At 69.9% G+C, this 17,500-nt stretch carries 15 protein-coding genes and 1 tRNA gene; 7 read left to right on the plus strand and 9 right to left on the minus strand.

What is annotated here, in order from left to right; translation table 11 throughout:
* Positions 1-304: 304 nt before the first annotated feature.
* Complete coding sequence (locus BLQ49_RS23245) at positions 305-979, minus strand: TetR/AcrR family transcriptional regulator (protein WP_091720349.1); 675 nt, start codon at positions 977-979, stop codon at positions 305-307.
* A gap of 77 nt (positions 980-1,056) precedes the next feature.
* Between BLQ49_RS23245 and BLQ49_RS23250 the strand changes: the two genes are divergently transcribed.
* Together BLQ49_RS23250 and BLQ49_RS23255 are read left to right on the plus strand one after the other, a co-directional pair.
* Positions 1,057-2,250 (plus strand): HlyD family secretion protein, encoded by a 1,194-nt coding sequence (locus tag BLQ49_RS23250; RefSeq protein WP_091720352.1) that lies wholly within the window; start codon positions 1,057-1,059, stop codon positions 2,248-2,250.
* Positions 2,247-3,821, plus strand: a complete 1,575-nt coding sequence (locus BLQ49_RS23255) for a DHA2 family efflux MFS transporter permease subunit (protein WP_091720355.1) — start codon at positions 2,247-2,249, stop codon at positions 3,819-3,821. The genes BLQ49_RS23250 and BLQ49_RS23255 overlap by 4 nt, the downstream gene beginning before the upstream one ends.
* A gap of 18 nt (positions 3,822-3,839) precedes the next feature.
* On the opposite strand, the gene BLQ49_RS23260 is transcribed toward BLQ49_RS23255, so the two are convergent.
* Entirely contained in the window at positions 3,840-4,832 is a 993-nt protein-coding gene (locus tag BLQ49_RS23260; RefSeq protein ID WP_167627766.1) for an ABC transporter substrate-binding protein, read from the minus strand.
* Positions 4,833-5,137: 305 nt separating this feature from the next.
* Complete coding sequence (locus tag BLQ49_RS23265; RefSeq protein WP_091720361.1) at positions 5,138-6,196, minus strand: ABC transporter substrate-binding protein; 1,059 nt, start codon at positions 6,194-6,196, stop codon at positions 5,138-5,140.
* Between the two features lie 171 nt (positions 6,197-6,367).
* Here BLQ49_RS23265 and BLQ49_RS23270 point away from each other — a divergent pair, with 171 nt between their 5' ends.
* Positions 6,368-8,044, plus strand: coding sequence for a methyl-accepting chemotaxis protein (locus tag BLQ49_RS23270; protein WP_091720364.1), 1,677 nt, complete (start codon positions 6,368-6,370; stop codon positions 8,042-8,044).
* A gap of 69 nt (positions 8,045-8,113) precedes the next feature.
* Here BLQ49_RS23270 and BLQ49_RS23275 read toward each other — a convergent pair whose 3' ends face one another.
* The 3 genes from BLQ49_RS23275 to BLQ49_RS23285 form a co-directional block, all read right to left on the minus strand.
* Positions 8,114-9,001, minus strand: coding sequence for a hypothetical protein (locus tag BLQ49_RS23275; RefSeq protein WP_091720367.1), 888 nt, complete (start codon positions 8,999-9,001; stop codon positions 8,114-8,116).
* Between the two features lie 226 nt (positions 9,002-9,227).
* Positions 9,228-10,172, minus strand: coding sequence for a ribose-phosphate pyrophosphokinase (locus BLQ49_RS23280; protein ID WP_091720370.1), 945 nt, complete (start codon positions 10,170-10,172; stop codon positions 9,228-9,230).
* Positions 10,173-10,348: 176 nt separating this feature from the next.
* Positions 10,349-10,585 carry a DUF4170 domain-containing protein gene (locus BLQ49_RS23285; protein ID WP_091720464.1) on the minus strand — a complete coding sequence of 79 codons (237 nt, stop codon included), beginning with the start codon at positions 10,583-10,585 and terminating at the stop codon, positions 10,349-10,351.
* A 169-nt stretch (positions 10,586-10,754) separates the two neighbouring features.
* Here BLQ49_RS23285 and BLQ49_RS23290 point away from each other — a divergent pair, with 169 nt between their 5' ends.
* Positions 10,755-11,144 carry a hypothetical protein gene (locus BLQ49_RS23290; RefSeq protein ID WP_091720373.1) on the plus strand — a complete coding sequence of 130 codons (390 nt, stop codon included), beginning with the start codon at positions 10,755-10,757 and terminating at the stop codon, positions 11,142-11,144.
* Positions 11,145-11,255: 111 nt separating this feature from the next.
* On the opposite strand, the gene BLQ49_RS23295 is transcribed toward BLQ49_RS23290, so the two are convergent.
* The 3 genes from BLQ49_RS23295 to BLQ49_RS23305 form a co-directional block, all read right to left on the minus strand.
* On the minus strand, positions 11,256-11,477 hold the full coding sequence (locus tag BLQ49_RS23295; RefSeq protein WP_091720375.1) for a hypothetical protein: 222 nt from the start codon (positions 11,475-11,477) through the stop codon (positions 11,256-11,258).
* A gap of 208 nt (positions 11,478-11,685) precedes the next feature.
* A tRNA-Sec gene (locus BLQ49_RS23300) sits at positions 11,686-11,778 on the minus strand.
* 123 nt (positions 11,779-11,901) lie between these two features.
* Positions 11,902-12,966, minus strand: a complete 1,065-nt coding sequence (locus BLQ49_RS23305; RefSeq protein ID WP_091720379.1) for an oxidoreductase — start codon at positions 12,964-12,966, stop codon at positions 11,902-11,904.
* Positions 12,967-13,174: 208 nt separating this feature from the next.
* Between BLQ49_RS23305 and BLQ49_RS23310 the strand changes: the two genes are divergently transcribed.
* From BLQ49_RS23310 to hfq, 3 genes are all read left to right on the plus strand, one after another.
* Positions 13,175-15,538, plus strand: a complete 2,364-nt coding sequence (locus BLQ49_RS23310; RefSeq protein WP_091720382.1) for a sensor histidine kinase NtrY-like — start codon at positions 13,175-13,177, stop codon at positions 15,536-15,538.
* Complete coding sequence (ntrX, locus tag BLQ49_RS23315; RefSeq protein WP_091720384.1) at positions 15,535-16,899, plus strand: nitrogen assimilation response regulator NtrX; 1,365 nt, start codon at positions 15,535-15,537, stop codon at positions 16,897-16,899. Before BLQ49_RS23310 ends, ntrX begins: the two co-directional genes overlap by 4 nt.
* A 336-nt stretch (positions 16,900-17,235) precedes the next feature.
* Positions 17,236-17,487: an RNA chaperone Hfq gene (gene hfq, locus BLQ49_RS23320; RefSeq protein ID WP_007563033.1), complete on the plus strand. Its 252-nt coding sequence runs from the start codon at positions 17,236-17,238 to the stop codon at positions 17,485-17,487.
* Positions 17,488-17,500 lie beyond the last annotated feature (13 nt).

The raw sequence follows: 17,500 nt of genomic DNA on the forward strand, positions 1-17,500 counted from the left end.
GCGGCGTCGGACGCGGATTCTTCAAGTCTCGGGGATGCGGCTAAGCTTCACGCCGTGAGCCTGACCGACTCACCCGCGAAGGCCGCACGCGGCCGGGAGTGTGGAGAGATGGTCTTCTCTCTGGCAGTCTCAAGAAACGGAAATGGCGAGTGGAGAATACACCTCCGACTCGCCATTCACCCAGTGTTCTTGAGTTGGCTAAACCCTAACGGGTAATTGCCAGGGATCGGCGGTTGCCGCCGCCGATCCCACTCTCGAATATAGCGTGACCCGGGCGCCGCAACAACAATCCCGACCGCCCTCCTCAGCGCGGGCGCACGCCATCCAGGAACAGCCGCACCGCCGCCTGCCGCCGCCGCTCCTGCGCCTCCGCGTCGGTGGCGATGCCGTAGAGGCTCGCCTGGGACGACCGGCCGAGGACGAGGCTGAGGAACAGGTCGGCCGCGATCTCGGGATCGGCCACCGTGATCCGCCCGCGCCGGGCCAGCGCATCGAGCAGTTGCGCCACGGCGCGCACGCCCCGCAGCCAGCCTTCCTCGTGGGCGAGGCGGGCCAGCTCCGGGAATTGCAGCGCCTGGGCCACGAGGTTGCGCTTGAGCATCGCCGCCCCCGGCGACTGGCCGTGGGCCAGCAGGGTGCGGCTCAGGTCGTGCAGGGTCGCCTCGACATCGTCGCTGCCGGCCTGCGCGGCCTGCGCCTCGGCAGCGGCCGAAAGCGGGGCCAGCCACGCGGCGATCCGCTCGCGCAGAACCGCCTCGAACAGCGCCCGCTTGTCGCGGTAGCGGGCATAGACCGTCGGCTTGCTCATCCCGGCGGCCTCGGCCACCGCGTCGATGGAGGTGGCGTCGAAGCCGCGCTCCATAAACAGGCTCGTCGCGACGGCGATCAGGTGCGCCTCGCGCCGGGCCGCCTCGGCGCGGGTCGGCCGGCCGCCGCGCCGCGGCCCGGCCTCCGCCGGATCGATCTCCGTGACCGCCACGCGCGATCCTCCTTGCCCAAAACCGCCGATCGGATTATCAAAACGATACCGTACCGTTTTGATTCTGGCCAGACCCGATGGACGCACGTCGCAGCGACAGCTTCAAGAGCGCCGAGCCGATCGCGGGTGCTTCGGCCCCCTCTGCCGCACCGCCGGTCCCGGTGGCGAAGCCGCGCCGCGGCCGGGCCCGGGTCGTCCTGCCGCTCGTCGGGCTTCTCGCGCTCGGCGGGGCCGGGACCTATGGCTGGCACTGGTGGACCATCGGTCGCTTCCTCGAGGTGACCGACGACGCCTATCTCCAGTCCGACAAGGTCACGGTGGCGCCGCGCATCGCCGGCATCGTCGCGGAGGTGATGGTTGGCGACAACCAGCCGGTGAAGGCGGGCGACGTGATCGCCCGCCTCGACGACCGGTCCTACCGCGTCCAGCTCAAGCAGGCCGAGGCCGAGGTCGACAAGGACAAGGCGCAGATCCTGGGCGTCGCCGCCGCGATCATCCAGCAGCAGGCGCAGGTCGCCTCCGCGCGGGCCGACCTCGCCAATGCCGAGGCCGCGTTGACCTTCGCGCAGCAGGAATACACCCGCTACCAGAACCTGCTTCAGACCGGCTCGGGCACAGTCCAGCGCCAGCAGCAGGCGGATGCCGACCTGCGCCAGCGCCACGCCGCCCGCGACAAGTCCGCAGCCTCGCTCGACGCCGCGCAGAAGCAGATCGACAGCCTGAAGGCGCTCGAGGCCAGCACCCGGGCGAGCCTCGCGGGTGCGGAGGCCAAGCTTGAGGGCGTGAAGCTCGATCTCAGCTACACCACCATCCAGGCGCCGATCGACGGCGTGGCGGGCGACCGGGCACTGCGGGTCGGCCAGGTGGTCTCCCCCGGCACCGGGCTCCTGACCCTCGTGCCGATGGGCCGCGATATCTACCTAGTGGCGAACTTCAAGGAGACCCAGACCGGCCACATGGTCGAGGGCCAGCACGTGACCTTCACGGTGGACGCCTTCGGTGACCACGCATTCCAGGGCCGGATCGAGAGTTTCTCGCCGGGCACCGGCTCGCAATTCGCCCTGCTGCCGCCGGAGAATGCCACCGGTAACTTCACCAAGGTGGTGCAGCGCGTGCCCGTGCGCGTTGCCCTGGACGCGTCCGATCCGCTGGTCGCGCGCCTGCGCCCCGGCCTGTCGGTCGAGGCGACCGTCCACACCCAGGATCCGGTGGAGCTGGTGCGCTCCGCCCGGCCGAAGCCCGCCCTCGTCAGCGAGGCACTGCCCCGATGAGCCCCGTGCCGGCCGTGCCCGTGCCCGCAAAGGCGAGCGCCCGGGACTGGCTCGCCGTATTCGGCGCGATCCTCGGCGCCTTCACGGCGATCCTCGACATCCAGATCACCAACGCCTCGCTCGCCGACATCCAGGGGGCGCTCGGCGCCTCCACGGAGGAGGGGAGCTGGATCTCCACCGCCTATCTGATGGCCGAGATCATCGTGATCCCGCTCACCGGCTGGCTCGCCTCGGTGATCGGCCTGCGCCGCTACCTCGCGGTGAACACGATGCTGTTCACCGCCTTCTCGCTCGCCTGCGCGCTCTCGACCACCTTGAGCCAGATGATCCTGTTCCGGGCCGGCCAGGGTTTTACCGGCGGTGTGCTGATCCCCACCGCCATCGTGATCGTGCGCACGCGGCTGCCGAAGAGCCAGCAGCCGGTCGGCATCGCGCTGTTCGGGCTCACCGCGACCTTCGCGCCGGCGATCGGACCCACGGTCGGCGGCTGGCTCACCGACAACCTGTCCTGGCACTATATCTTCTACCTGAACCTGATCTTCGGTCCGATCGCGGCGGCGATCCAGCTCGGCGCCTTCGAGAAGGCCCCCGCGCGCTGGGGCGAGCTGCTCAAGGGCGACTGGATCGGCATCGGCCTGATGGCGACCGGCCTGCCGGCGCTCACCTTCGTGCTGGAGGAGGGGCAGCGCAAGGACTGGTTCGGCTCGCCGGTGATCGTCGAGGCGAGCTGGATCGCGGCGGCCGGCATCGCCGGGTTCATCATCCGCGAGCTGACGGCAGCCAAGCCCTTCATCAACCTGCGGGTGCTGGCCAACCGCTCGGTCGGCGGCGCCTGCGTGCTGATGACGGTGCTGGGTGCGGTCTCGTACGGGTCGATCTACATCATCCCGGTCTATTGCGCGCAGATCCAGGGCTACAACGCCGAGCAGATCGGCACCGTGGTGATGTGGTCGGGCCTGCCGCAGCTGCTGCTGTTCCCGATGATGCCGTTCATCATGCGCGCCGTGGATGCGCGGCTGCTCGTGGTCACCGGCACGCTGTTCTTCATCGCGAGTTGCTGGATCAATGTCGGCCTCACCCACGATGTCGGCGCCGACCAGCTGATCCTGCCGCAGATCATGCGGGCGATCGGCCAGCCGCTGTTCACGATCCCGCTGTCGCAGCTCTCCACCGTGGGTCTCAACCCGCGCGACACAGCCGACGCCTCGGCTTTGTCCAACATGATGCGCAACCTCGGCGGCTCGATCGGCATCGCGCTGCTCTCGACCATGATTGACCGGCGCGAGCACTTCCACTTCTCGGTGCTGGCCGAGGCGATCACCGTCAACGCCACGCGCACGCAGGATCGGCTCGCGGCGCTCGCCGCCGGGATGCACGCCCACATCGCCGACCCGCTCGCCGCCAAGGGCGCGGCCCTCGGGATGCTGGCCGCCCAGGTGCGCCGGGAGGCCACCGTCATGGCCTATGCGGACGGATTCTGGCTGGTGGGGGTGAGCCTCGTCGCGAGCCTCGCCGTGGTGGCGATCCTGAAGAAGCCCCAGCGCGCCGCCGGGCCCGTGGAGGCGCACTGACCGGGCCGGAAGGAAACGCTATTCGATGATCTCGTCGGCCTGGGCGACGAGCGCAGGCGTGAAGACGATGCCGAGATCCGCCGCGGTCTTCGCGTTCAGGATGAGGCTCACCCGATTGGGCCCCTGAACCGGGAGGTCGCCGGGCTTGGCGCCGCGCAGGATGCGATCGACGTAATCGCCCGCCTGCTGAAACCCGGTGGTCTCCTCGGATCCGTAGGAGGCCAGTCCGCCGGCCGTCACGAAGTAGCGGAACGGGTAGAGCGCCGGGATCCGCCGGCGCGCCGCCAGGGACGTGATCAGCCCGCGATTCTCAAGGGTGAAGGCCCCCGGCGCGACCAGAAGCCCGACATGATCCAGGGCGGCCAGGCGCTCGAAGGCCGGCTCCAGATCGGCACGCTGGTGCAGCGGTATGAGCATGGCCTCCAGCCCGAGGGCTTGGCTGGCCTGCTTGATCGCGTCCGCCAGCGCCCCGGAGCTCGGGCTGCTCGCCTGGTGCATCAGCATGGCGAATCGCTTCAGGTCCGGGGCGATCTCCCGGAGCAAAGCCACCCATTTCGCGCCCAGGGATGGATCAAGCACGGTGAAGCCGGTCATGTTGCCCCCGGGCCTCTGCATCGTCGCGACGATGCCCAGACCGACGGGGTCGCTGACCAGCGTGAAGACCACCGCCGTCCGCTGCGGACGGCGGCGCAGGGCCAGGGCGATCGCGGTCGAGCGGCTGACGATGACGTCGGGCTCCGGCGTCAGGATCTCGGACAGCAGCGTCTCGATCTGGGACGGGTCGCTGCCGACGGAAGCGAAGGTCAGCGTCAGGTTCTTTCCCTCCTCCCACCCGTATTTGTGCAGGGCATCCTTCAGAAGATGTACGTTCTCAGCGAATTGCGGATCATTTTTCGCGACGGGAAACAGCACGACGACATGGCGGGTCCGATCCGGAGAGGCGAGGGCGGGGTTCCGATCCGCGGTCAGGACGAGAGCTGCGACCAGTCCGAGGATGTTCCGCCGCCGCATGCATCGCCCCTGCTTGCCAGCGACTTGCCGCCTACTTGCAGCACGCTTGCCGCCAAGGTTGGATGATGTGAAACGGTTCAGGCTCGATTGCAACATGCGGCCCCGCAGGGCCGCAGCGACCTGGAACGCCCCGCGAACCCCGAACGGATCCGAGCGCGTATCCCTCCGCCGGTGGGGCTTGCAGCGTCACACGACGCTTTGCAGCTGGAGCCTCAACGTGGCGGGCGAGGCCCCCGCGCGTCCGACAAGGCCGTCGGCGCACCGATACCCCCTCCGGCGGAGGGCGCTCCAGCCGCTCCGCAGCCTCACCGGCCCGGCAGGCCGTGGACGATCGGGAAGAACGTATCCTTCCAGTCCTTGGGCTCGGCCTTGATGGTCTTCATCGCGTGGAAGTGCCGGGCCTGGAGCATGATGCCGTAGGGCGTGGTCGAGAAGTTGGTCCCGGGCTCCTTCATGATCGCCACCAGCGTCTCGGGCGGGGTCTTCTCGTTGGTGGCCGTCACGTAGTCCTTGGCGGCCTGGAGCGGATCCTTGGCGATCTCGGCATTGGCCTCGTCGATGGCAGCGACGATCGCGGCGGCGAGCTTGGGGTTGCGGGTGTACCAGCCGGTCCGGGCGTAGAAGATCGCGTTGCTCACCGGCTCGCCGACCAGCTCGTAGGAGTTCAGCACCGCGTGGATCGCCGGATCCTGCAATTCGCGCTGCTGGAACGGCGGCAGCGAGAAGTGGCTGTTGACCTCGTTGTGGGGGCTCGCCAGCGCCGCCACCGCATCCGGGTGGCCGAGCTGGACGGTGAGCGGATCGAGCTTGGTCGCGTTCCCGGGCCCGAACGCCTTCTGGGCGGCGATCTGGAGCAGCACCGCCTGGGACGAGACCTTCACGGAGGGCAGGGCGATCTTGTCCTTGGACGAGAAGTCCTTGAGTTCCTTCACGTCCGGGTTGCGGGTGAGCAGCAGCATCGGCGTGGTGCCGACCCCGCACAGGCCCTTCACGTCGCCGCGCGTCCGGTCGTTGAGCAGCAGCATGTTGGTCGAGCCGCTGTCGACGATGTCGATGTTGCCCGAAAGCAGCGCGTCGTTGCCGGCGGCGCCGCTCGTCAGGTTGACCCACTCCACCGTCACGTCCCCGAGGCCCGCCGCCTTGGCGTGCTTCTCGATCAGCTTGTGCTGCTCGGCGAGCACGGCCGGGAGGTAGACGAAGCCCGGCTGCCGGCTGATCCGGACCTTGGCGTCGTCGGCCCGGGCCGGGGCGAGGAAAACGGGGGCGAGGAGGACGGGGGCGACGAGTGCCAGCCCGGCCAGCACGCGGGCGGCCGGTCCCGCCCGGAGGAGGCGGCCCAGCCGCAACGAGCCCGTACGCACCATAACGCTTCTCCCTGTGGCCCGGCGGCTTCTTCGTGTCTGTGCCGAGCTTGTGATTTGACATGAGTGGATAGGCTCGCGGCGTCGAGCGCAAGGCCCCCGATAAGCCTTGACGCTCCGCTGAAGCTGAAGCGTCATCCTCAATAACCTGAACAACCATCGCGGGGGCGAAGGGTGAGGATCGGCATCGGGGCGAAGCTCCACACCATCACGGCCGCCGCGCTGGTCGGCATCGTCGCGGTCTCGGGAATCGGGCTCGTCAGCCTGAAGACGCAGGTCGAGCAGGACCGCATGGTCAAGATTCGCAACCTCGTGGACACGGCCTACGGGGTTGCGGCCTATTTCGAGGGCGAGGCGCGGGCCGGGCACCTGTCGCAGGCCGAGGCCCAGGGGGCCGCGATCAAGGCCCTCAAGGGCCTGCGTTATGACGGCCAGGAATATTTCTGGGTCAACGACATGCAGCCCCGGATGGTGGCCCATCCGATCAAGCCCGAGTTGGAGGGGAAGGATCTCTCCACCGTTCAGGATCCCACCGGCAAGCGCCTGTTCGTGGACTGCGTCACGCTGGTGACGCAGCAGGGCCAGGGCTTCGTCGACTATCTTTGGCCGAAGCCCGGGGCGGACGCGCCGGTGCCGAAACTCTCCTACGTGCGCGGCTTCACGCCCTGGGGCTGGGTGATCGGCACCGGCATCTACGCCGACGACACCGCGGCGATCCTGTGGGCGGCCGCCTCGAAGGCCGCGGCCGGGATGCTGGTGGTGGTGGCGCTGATCGGCCTGCTGGCGGCCCTGATCGGCCGGCAGGTGACGCGCCCGCTGCTCGCACTTCACCAGGCCATGCACCGCCTCGCCGCCGGGGAGACAGACGCCCCGGTTCCGGCCCGGGACCGGACCGACGAGATCGGTGCCATGGCGGGCGCCGTGCAGGTGTTCAAGGACGCGCTGATCGCCAAGGCCGCGGCGGAGGCCCGCGCCGCCGCCGAGGCCGCGGGCAGCGCGCGCCGGGCGCAGGCCCTCGACCGCCTGACCCGGTCCTTCGAGGCGCAGGCCGGCGATCTCAGCCGCGGGCTCGCCGGCGCCGCCGCGGAACTCGAGACCACGGCGCGGACGCTGACCGCCACCGCGGCCCGCACCACCGAGCGCTCCGGCGCGGTCACGGCGCAGGCGGCCGGCACCTCGGCCAACATCCAGACGGCCGCGGCTGCCACCGAGGAGATGTCGGCCTCGGTCCAAGAGATCGCCGGGCAGGTGCGGCGCACCTCGGAGATGGCCGGCCAGGCCGCCGCCAGCGCCCGGCAGGGCGAGGCGACGGTTCGGGCACTGGCCGCAGGCACCGAGCGGATCGGCGACGTGGTCGGGCTGATTTCGTCGATCGCAGGGCAGACGAACCTGCTCGCACTCAACGCCACGATCGAGGCCGCCCGCGCCGGTACCGCGGGCCGCGGCTTCGCGGTGGTCGCCGCGGAGGTCAAGGCGCTCGCCGAGCAGACCGCCAAGGCCACCGGGGAGATCAGCCAGCAGATCGGACAGATTCAGGGCGAGACCCGCGACGCGGTGGCGGCGATCGGCGAGGTCTGGCGGACCATCGAGGCGATGCGCGGCATCGCGGTCGGGGTCGCGGCCGCCATGGAGGAGCAGAACGCGGCGATCCAGGAGATCGTCCGCGGGGTGTCGAGCGCCGCCTCGGGGGCGCAGGGCGTCAGCGCGAACGTCGCCGGCCTGCGCCAGGGCGCCGACGACACCGGGGCCGCCTCGGACGAGGTGCTCACCGCGGCGCGGGGCCTCGCCCGGGATTCGGAGGCGCTGGACCAGACGGTCCGGACGTTCCTCGCGGAGGTGAAGGCGGCCTGAGCGCCCGTCCCGGTTTCGAAAGGGCGGGACCTTTCGCGGGTCCAGGGCAGCGCCCTGGTCACCACGATCTCAGGGGCGATCGTTCAGGAAACCCGCCACGACCTTTGAGAATTCCGGCGTGCGCAGGTAGCCGTAGGACTTGTGCCGGTTCTCGGTCCCGTCCGGCCTCCGGTAGGCGTTGACCACCGGCACGTCCCGGACCGGCACGCCGGCGGCGTTCGGCGCGTAGATCTCCGCGAGGTCGTCGCCCACCGTGGCGATGTCCTGGCGGTCCATGAGGTTCGTCCAGGCGGTGAGCGCCGCCGGCACAAGCAAGGCACCGTGCTCGTCGGCGAGCTTCAGCTTCAGCTCGGCCAACGCCAGGGGCGAGCCGAGGGTGACCAGGGCGCAGCGGGGCAGGGGGGTCCCGTCCGCCTCGGCGGCGCGCAGGACGTCGTAGGCGATCAGGCCGCCCATCGAGTGCGCGGCGATCAGCACGTCATCGTTGGCCGCCTCGGCCAGCACGGCGCGCAGGCGCTCCCGCGCGGCAGCCCGGAACCCCGCATCTGCGTAGTAGCCCCAGAGGTCGTCGAGGCGGTATTCGAGGATCAGGTCGTCCACTGGGGTCAGCCCGGCGGCCTCCTCCAGGTAGGACAGGCCGCGGTAGATCCGGTCGGTCAGCGTCGGCTCGGCTTTCTCGGGCTGCCCCGCAGGCGAGGGGAACGGGCCGAGGCCGAGATCCGGGCTGTAGGGCTCGCGGTTGCGGTCGCCGGAGAGCGGCTGCGGATAACGGAGATCCGCCCAGTAGACGAAGGTGAAGGGCAGGCCGCCCTTCGGCACCCGCATCCCGCGGTTGCGGGCGAGCCCCTCGCAGATCGCGGCCTGCCACCAGGCCGACTTCTCGTCGCGCGGCGGCTTGTTGGCGAGCCCGTGGATGCCGATGATGCGCGCCCGACCCAGTGTCCGCTCCCAGACCAACGCCCCTGTCGGCTGAGCAAGATAGGGCCTTCGCGCGCAGGTGGTACTGCGGCCTAGTTTCCCGGGCTTCCAAAGGGCTTAGCCCCTTGGTGGGCCGGTCAGGGCAAGGCCCTGACCGGCGCGGGCGGAGCCGCCACCGGACAACGTCCGGCACCAGGGCTCTGCCCTGGTGCCGCGACAGGTCGCGACCTTTCGAAACCACATCTTCCGACGTGGCTTCCGGGGCTCAGTCGAACAGGCTGGAGACGCTGGATTCCGTCGCCGTGCGCCCGATCGCCTCGCCGAGCAGCGGCGCGATGGTGGCCACCCGGATGTTGCGGGCGAGCTTGACGGCCTGCGTCGGCTGGATCGAATCGGTGATCACCAGCTCCTTCATCCGCGAGGCGGCGATGCGCGAGACCGCGCCGCCCGACAGCACCCCGTGGGTGATGTAGGCCGAGACGTCCTTGGCGCCGGCATTGAGCAGCGCCTCGGCGGCGTTGACCAGGGTGCCGCCCGAGTCGACGATGTCGTCGACGAGGATGCAGGAACGGCCCTCGACCTCGCCGATGATGTTCATCACCTCGGACTCGCCCGGGCGCTCCCGGCGCTTGTCGACGATGGCGAGCGGGCAGTCGATCCGCTTGGCGATGGCCCGGGCGCGCACCACGCCGCCGACATCGGGGGAGACCACCATCCGGTCCGCGCTCGGCAGACGCTCCTTGATGTCGCGCACCATCACGGGGGCGGCGAACAGGTTGTCGGTCGGGATGTCGAAGAAGCCCTGGATCTGGCCGGCATGGAGGTCGAGGGTCAGGACGCGGTCGGCCCCCGCCTCGGTGATCAGGTTCGCCACCAGCTTGGCGGAGATGGGCGTGCGGCCCGAGGTGCGCCGGTCCTGCCGGGCGTAGCCGAAATACGGGATCACTGCCGTGATGCGCCGCGCCGAGGACCGGCGCGCCGCGTCGATCATGATCAGCAGCTCCATCAGGTGGTCGTTCGCCGGGAACGAGGTCGACTGGACGATGAACACGTCCTCGCCGCGCACGTTCTCCTGGAGCTCGACGAAGATCTCCATGTCGGCGAAGCGCCGGACCATGCACTTGGCCAGCGGCAGTTCGAGATAGGCCGCGATCGCCTCGGCCAGGGGCCGGCTGGCATTCCCGGCGACGATCTTGATCGAGGATTTCATGAGAAGGACTTCATGGGCGGCCGCTCACGCGCGGCCGGGCTGCCCGCCGCGCTCCGATGACCGGTCCGCGACGGACCGAACAATTCGATGACGGTCGAGGCTCTTAGCAGCGGGCCGGAAGTGTCACAATGCCTTCCCGCAGTCCATCCGGGCGCGCCGCTCGGCCCGCACCCCGCTCACGGGGCCGGGGGCTCCAGCAGCCGGTGCAGGTGGACCACGAAGTAGCGCGTCTGGGCGCTGTCCACCGTGGCCTGCGCCTTGGCCCGCCAAGCGGCCTGCGCGGAGGCGTAGTCCGGGAAGATGCCGACGATGTCGAGGTTCGCGATGTCGCGGAACCGGATGCCGTCGAGATCCTGCAATTCACCGCCGAAGACCAAGTGCAGCTTCTGGTCACTGTCGATCGCCGTCGTCATGATCGCTCCTCCGCACTCGACCTTCATGCTCACCTGCGGCGCTCGCAAATGGCGCGGCTCCGGTCAAGCCTGAAACGCCGCATCCGAGCCCTGCCTCCGCCGCAGCCCCCGGCATCCTGCGACCTGCGGCGGCTGCGAGATCGGCCGCGCGGCGTGCTATCAACGCATCATGACACGCGTCTCACTCCGCATCGCCGTCGTGGCGCTCGGCTTGTCGGTGCTGCCGGCCTCGGGCCAGACGGCCAACCGGGCGCCGGCCCGGACCGGTCCGGACAAGACCGCCGACCGCCGGAGCGGGCCGCCGGTGATCGGCTGCCTGTCGCTCGCCAATTACCGGATGCTGATGCACAACGGTGCGCAGGCCGCGGCCGCGCAACTGGCCGATCCGAAGGCGGATCATCTCGGCTGCGCCGCCCTATCGCGGGCGGACATCACCGGCATCGTGGATCGGGTTTCCCTGGGCGGCCAGAGCTACGATTGCGCCGGCCTGCGGGCGACCACGGCCTGCCACTGGATCGAGGCCGGGGCGGCCGACCGCTCCGGTCCGGCCGGGCGCTGACGGCGCCAGGAACCAGGCCCGCGGAACCGGATCCGACCGTATGGCCGCCGGCCCCGCTCCTGATGCCCGCGGCCCTACCCAGAACCGGCTTCCCGCGTCGGCGGACGGGTTTCAGCGCAGGTGGCCGCTGGCGCGCAGATCCCGTTCTACGGCTTCCTGGACGGCCAGGAGCGGGTTGTCGTTCGTGGCGGCCGGCGGCAACAGCGGCTTCATCGGCGCGGGCCTCGCGTCGAGGCCCGGCAGGAGGACCGGTTCGGCCTGGGGCCGTGCCACCCAGGCGCGCAGCACCGCGCGGAGACCGGGCGGACAGAGCGCGATGAGGGTGTCCAGCATGACCGGTCTCAGGATGTGCGGCCCAGGGCCGGCAGGGTCTGGACGAAGCAGGCAGCCCCGTTCCTCACGGGAGCACCAGCGCGGGATCGATCCATCGCCGAAACGGCACGCGTGAAGCCCTTCCGAGTGGTAAGGATCGCCGATTTTGATGCGCTTGTCGCCTCAAGACCGATCAACACTTGGGTATCGGGCGGAATTTCGCAGATTTTGGCGGAAGCGGATGGGAATCGAACCCACCGTACGCTGTTGGCGTACCGCTGGTTTTGAAGACCAGGAGGGCCACCAGACCCCGTTCGCCTCCATCGTCGGAGTTACGGGCCGCCGCCAGCAGGGTCAAGGGTTCGTCCAAGGTGCTGTGGCACGGCGTCGAGGCGCAGCAGCCAGGACGCGCGCAAAGGTCGCGGCCGGCGGCCCTTCCTCGGACTCACCGCTCGTCCGGTGCGAGCGGCAGGCCGACCGACGTCCCCGTCCGGGCCGCGGTGAAGGCCGCTTCGAGACAGGCCATCACGCGAACAGCATCCCGCGCGGCCGTGCCGTCGACCGTGCCCCGGGCGATCGCGCCGGCCACACCCTGGTAGAATTGGCGCTGATCCCCGGGCACGGCCGGCCTGTGCGCGACCCGCCCGGACCCATCATGGATCTCGAGCCCGTCCGGGTCCACGCCCCATCCCGACACCCCGGGCGACAGGCCGGCCTGCAATTGCTGCTCCTGTGGGTCGGGGCTGCGCTTGATCAGGCTGCCGGCCTCACCGTGCACCACGAAGCGGGGCGATCCCCCGGCGACCAGCATGCTGGCATGCAGCACCACCCGCAGGCCCGGATAATCCAGCACCACATGGGCCCAGTCGTCGGCGCGCGCGCCGGGCCGGAGCCGTGCCAGGTTGGCCGTGACCCTGTCCGGCAGGCCGAAGAGCTGGAGCGCCTGGTCCACGAGGTGGGGCCCGAGATCGTACCAGATCCCGCTGCCGGGGCCGCCCCCTTCGCGCCACCGCGCGCGGAGCTGGGGTCGGAACCTATCGAAATGCGATTCGCAATGCCGCACCGGGCCGATGACGCCCTCGGCGATGGCCGCGCGGACGGTTAGGAAGTCGCTGTCCCAGCGCCGGTTGTGGAACACGGCGAGCAGCCGGCCCCGGCTCTGCGCCGCCGCTCGCAGGGCGCGGGCCTCCGCGAGATCAAGGGTCAGGGGCTTGTCGACAACGACGTGCTTGCCCGCCGCCAGGGCGGCCTGCGCCAGGGGGGCGTGGGTGTCGTTGGGGGTGGCGATCACCACGAGATCGACGGCGTCCGAGGTCGCGACCGCAACGGGGTCGGCGACGACCGTCACGCCGGGAAGGTCGGCCGCGACCCGGGCGGGATCGCGCGAGCCGACCAGCCGCAGGTCGAGCCCGGCGACGGCACCGATCAGGGGGGCGTGGAAGGTTCGGCCGGCATAGCCGTATCCAATCAGGCCGACCCGGATCGGTGCGGCCGGGGAAACGCCCGTCATGACCCGATCCTCCCTCAGCCCCGCCATCCGGTCGCGCCCCGGAATACCGGCGGGGAATACCCGCGGGGCCGGCCGAGTCGCCACCGGAAACGTCCTGGCGGGGCTGCTTTTCGTGCGGTGTCGGACCCACAACGAATTCAACCTGTGCGCGTCAACAGCAGGGTGATTCGTATTAATTCCGCCACACTGTTGTGGCCCTGCACCACCCATGCCGTTCCTGCAGCGCTCACCGACAGAGGAAGGCCCAGCGCCGAGCCCGGAAGGGTCGGGCGAGGGGCTCGGCCCCGACGCGGCCCTCGCGGAGTCGCTGCGTCCGGGCCCCCGCGGCCCGGGCTGGATCGGTGCCGCCGTGGTGGTCACCGCCCTGGTCTCGGCGCTCGCGACCTTCCTGATCCTGGCCGGCGTGATCCGGGTGACGCCCACGCCCGCCTACGGCGTGACGCTGCTCGCCATCAACGCCGCCCTGGTGCTCGGCCTTGCCTTCATCATCGCCTGGGAGGCGCGGGTCTTCCTGCACGCCCGCAAGGCCAACGCCGCGGTGGCGCGGCTGCACACCCGCATCGTCGGCCTGTTCAGCCTGATTGCGATCCTGCCCACCATCCTGCTCGCCGTGGTGGCCTCCGTGACCATCGACCGGGGCCTGTCGCTGGGCTTCACCGACCGGGTGCGCGACGTGGTTCTGAAATCCGTGGAGGTGGCCGACGCCTACCAGGAGAACCAGTGCCAGAGCCTGGCCCGGGAGATCCGCATCCTGGCCGACGACCTCACCCGCGCCCGGCCGAATTTCGACGTGAACCGCGACTGGTTCCAGAACTTCCTGACGACCCGGGCGAGCAATCTCGGCCTGCCGGTCGCCCAGATCATGCGCGGGCCCACCGAGGTGGTGGCCCGGGCCAAGATCGACGTGCTGAAGACCAACCGACTGCCCTCGGCGGCGGCCTTCGAGGATGCGGCGTCCTCCGCGGATCCGATCTGCCTGCTGCCCACCGAGGGGCGGGTCTTCGCCGCCCTGATGCGGATGCCCGCCTACGACGACGCCGTGCTGATGGTGCAGCGGGAGGTGAGCCAGCTCGCCATCGACTTCCCGGGCGTGTCCCGGGCGGCGGCGGCCGAGTACCTCACCTACGATTCGCTGCGCCGCTCGATCCAGATCACCTTCGCGTCGGTGTTCCTGCTGATCGCCCTGATCGCGCTACTCTCGGCGGTGTGGTTCGGCATGAACTTCGCCAACCGGTTCGTGGCGCCGATCCGCCGGCTGATCAACGCCGCCGACCAGGTCGCCTCGGGCAATTTCTACGCCCAGGTGCCGACCAAGAAGACCAGCGGCGACCTCGCCCATCTCGGCGAGAGTTTCAACAAGATGACCCAGGAGCTGCGCCGCCAGCATGCGGGCCTCATCGCGGCCAGCGACCTGATCGACACCCGCCGCCGCTTCACGGAAGCCGTGCTCTCAGGCGTGTCGCCCGGGGTAATCGGCCTCGACGCGGCGGGCTTCGTCACCATCGCCAACCCGGCCGCGGAACGCATGCTCGACCTGGCGAGCGACGCCCTGGTGGGCCAGCCGCTGGCCCAGGCGGTGCCGGAACTCGCCCCCGTGCTCGCCGAGAGCGAGGCCCGCCCGCGCAGCCTGCAGCAGCAGCAGATCCAGCTCACCCGGTCGCGCGGCGAGCGCACCATCACGGTGCGGGTGACGAGCGAGCAGGCGCAGGGCGCGTCCCGGGGCTGGGTGGTGACGCTCGACGACATCACCGACCTCGTCCAGGCCCAGCGCAGCTCCGCCTGGGGCGACGTGGCGCGCCGGATCGCTCACGAGATCAAGAACCCGCTGACGCCGATCCAGCTCTCGGCCGAGCGGATCCGGCGCAAATACGGGAAGGTCATCACCACCGACAAGGAGGTGTTCGACCAGTGCACCGCCACGATCGTGCGGCAGGTGGACGAGATCAAGCGCATGGTCGACGAATTCTCGGCCTTCGCGCGGATGCCCAAGCCCGCGATCGCCCCGAACGACCTCACCGAGATCGCCAAGCAGAACCTGTTCATGATGCGTGTGGCGCACCCCGACATCGACTTCGCGTTCTCGGCCCAGGGCGGCGCGGGCAGTGCGGAAAAGATCGTGGCGGCCTTCGATATCCGGCTGCTCAGCCAGGTGATCACCAACATCCTCAAGAACGCCGTCGAGGCGGTGGCCGAGGTGCCGGAGGCCGAACTCGGCAAGGGCAAGATCTCCTTGAGCCTCGCCGTCGAGGACGGGTTCGCGGTGATCGCCGTCACCGACAACGGCAAGGGTTTCCCCCCCGAGGGACGCCAGCGGCTGCTGGAGCCCTACATGACGACACGCGAGGGTGGTACCGGGCTGGGGCTTGCTATCGTCAGCAAGGTGCTTGAGGAGCACGGCGGCGGGATCGAGCTGAACGACAATCCCGCCGGCCGCGGCGGCCAGGTCCGGATGCGGGTCCCGCGCGAGCACGGGCCCGAACCGGCCGCGGCGCCGTCTGGAACCCTACCCGTCACGACAGAGGAGAAGGGCGCCGCACCGACGGCCCCCCGGATCGCGGAGATGCACGCATGAGCGCCGATATCCTGATCGTCGACGACGAGGCCGACATCCGCGACCTCGTGGCCGGGATCCTGGACGACGAGGGCCACCGCTGCCGCACGGCCGGCGGCTCGGACGAGGCGCTCGCCGCCATCGAGGCGCGCCGGCCGCACCTCGTCTTCCTCGACATCTGGCTGCAGGGCTCCCGGCTCGACGGCCTGCAGGTGCTCGACCTGATCAAGGCCGCGAACCCCGACTTGCCGGTGGTGATGATCTCGGGCCACGGCAACATCGAGACCGCGGTCTCGGCCATCAAAGCGGGCGCCTACGACTTCATCGAGAAGCCGTTCAAGGCCGACCGGCTGATCCTGGTGGCCGAGCGGGCGCTGGAAGCCTCCCGGCTCCGGCGCGAGGTTCGCGACCTGACGGCGCGCTCCGGCGCCACCAACCGCATCGTCGGCACGTCGCTGGCTATCAACCAGCTGCGCCAGACCCTCGACCGGGTGGCGCCGACCAATGCCCGGGTGATGATCACGGGCGCACTGGGCTCCGGCAAGGAACTCGCGGCCCGCAGCCTGCACAAGGCCTCGGCGCGGTCGAACGGCCCGTTCGTGCTGCTCAACGCCGCCGCGATCCTGCCCGAGACCATGGAGGCCGAACTGTTCGGCGTCGAGGGCGAGAGCGGCCGCCGGGTCGGCGCCCTGGAGGAGGCCCATGGCGGCACCCTCTACCTCGACGAGGTCGCCGACATGCCGCGGGAGACCCAGAACCGGATCCTGCGCGTCCTGGTCGATCAGAATTTCCAGCGGGTCGGCGGCACCACCCGGGTCCACGTCGATGTCCGGATCATCTCCTCGTCCTCCCGGGATCTCCAGGAAGAAATCGCCGCCGGCCGGTTCCGCGAGGACCTGTTCCACCGCCTCTCGGTGGTGCCGATCCGGGTGCCCTCGCTCGCCGAGCGCCGGGAGGACGTGCCCGAGCTGATCCAGTTCTTCATGGACAACATCTCGTCCCAGACCGGCCTGCCCAAGCGCCGGATCGCCGAGGACGCGATGGCGGTGCTGCAGTCGCACAACTGGCCGGGCAACGTCCGCCAGCTCAAGAACAACGTCGAGCGGCTGATGATCCTGACCCAGGCCGATCCGGAGCAGGAAGTCACCTCGGAGATGCTGCCCTCCGAGATCGGCGCCCTGGTGCCGACGACGCCCGGCGGCGCGGGCGGCGAGAAGCTGATGAGCCTCGCCCTGCGGGAGGCCCGCGAGATCTTCGAGCGCGAGTACCTCGTGGCGCAGATCGCCCGGTTCTCGGGCAACATCTCGCGCACGGCCGAGTTCATCGGCATGGAGCGCTCGGCCCTGCACCGCAAGCTGAAGTCCCTCGGCATCGGCCCGTAGGCCGGAGCGGGCCCCGGTCCGGCGTCCACGGCGTCGGACCGGGGCTCAGGGCCTTCGCCCGAACGAAAATCGCCGGCCCCCAGGATGCGGCGATGGACAACCTGTGACCTGAAGCAGCGTGGCAATTCCAATGCCCAGGGCAATGCCTTAGGGCAAAAGGACGCGTTGAGGGCGGCACCGATCCGTTACGGATCGCCCGGGTACGGGGGTTGCTTGCACCCACGCTTTGACGACGTCATGTTGTATACACGGCCGTGGGCGGGGTGATCGGACGATCCGGCCCGCGGCATACCCATCCCGGGCCCAGCGTGCCGGGACAACAAGAAGGCCAAGAAGATGGCGGGCGAACGCGCACAGAACCTTCAGGACACTTTTCTTAATCATGTCCGCAAAAATAAGATCCCGCTGACGATCTTCCTGGTCAACGGCGTCAAGCTCCAGGGCGTGGTGACCTGGTTCGACAACTTCTGCGTGCTGCTGCGCCGCGATGGCCATTCGCAGCTGGTCTACAAGCACGCGATCTCGACGATCATGCCAGGGCACCCGGTGCAGCTGTTCGAGCCGGACGAGACCGCCGAGAAGGCGTGATCGTTTCGATGGG

It is taken from the genome of Methylobacterium phyllostachyos, assembly GCF_900103445.1.
In the GTDB taxonomy this organism is placed as follows: domain Bacteria; phylum Pseudomonadota; class Alphaproteobacteria; order Rhizobiales; family Beijerinckiaceae; genus Methylobacterium; species Methylobacterium phyllostachyos.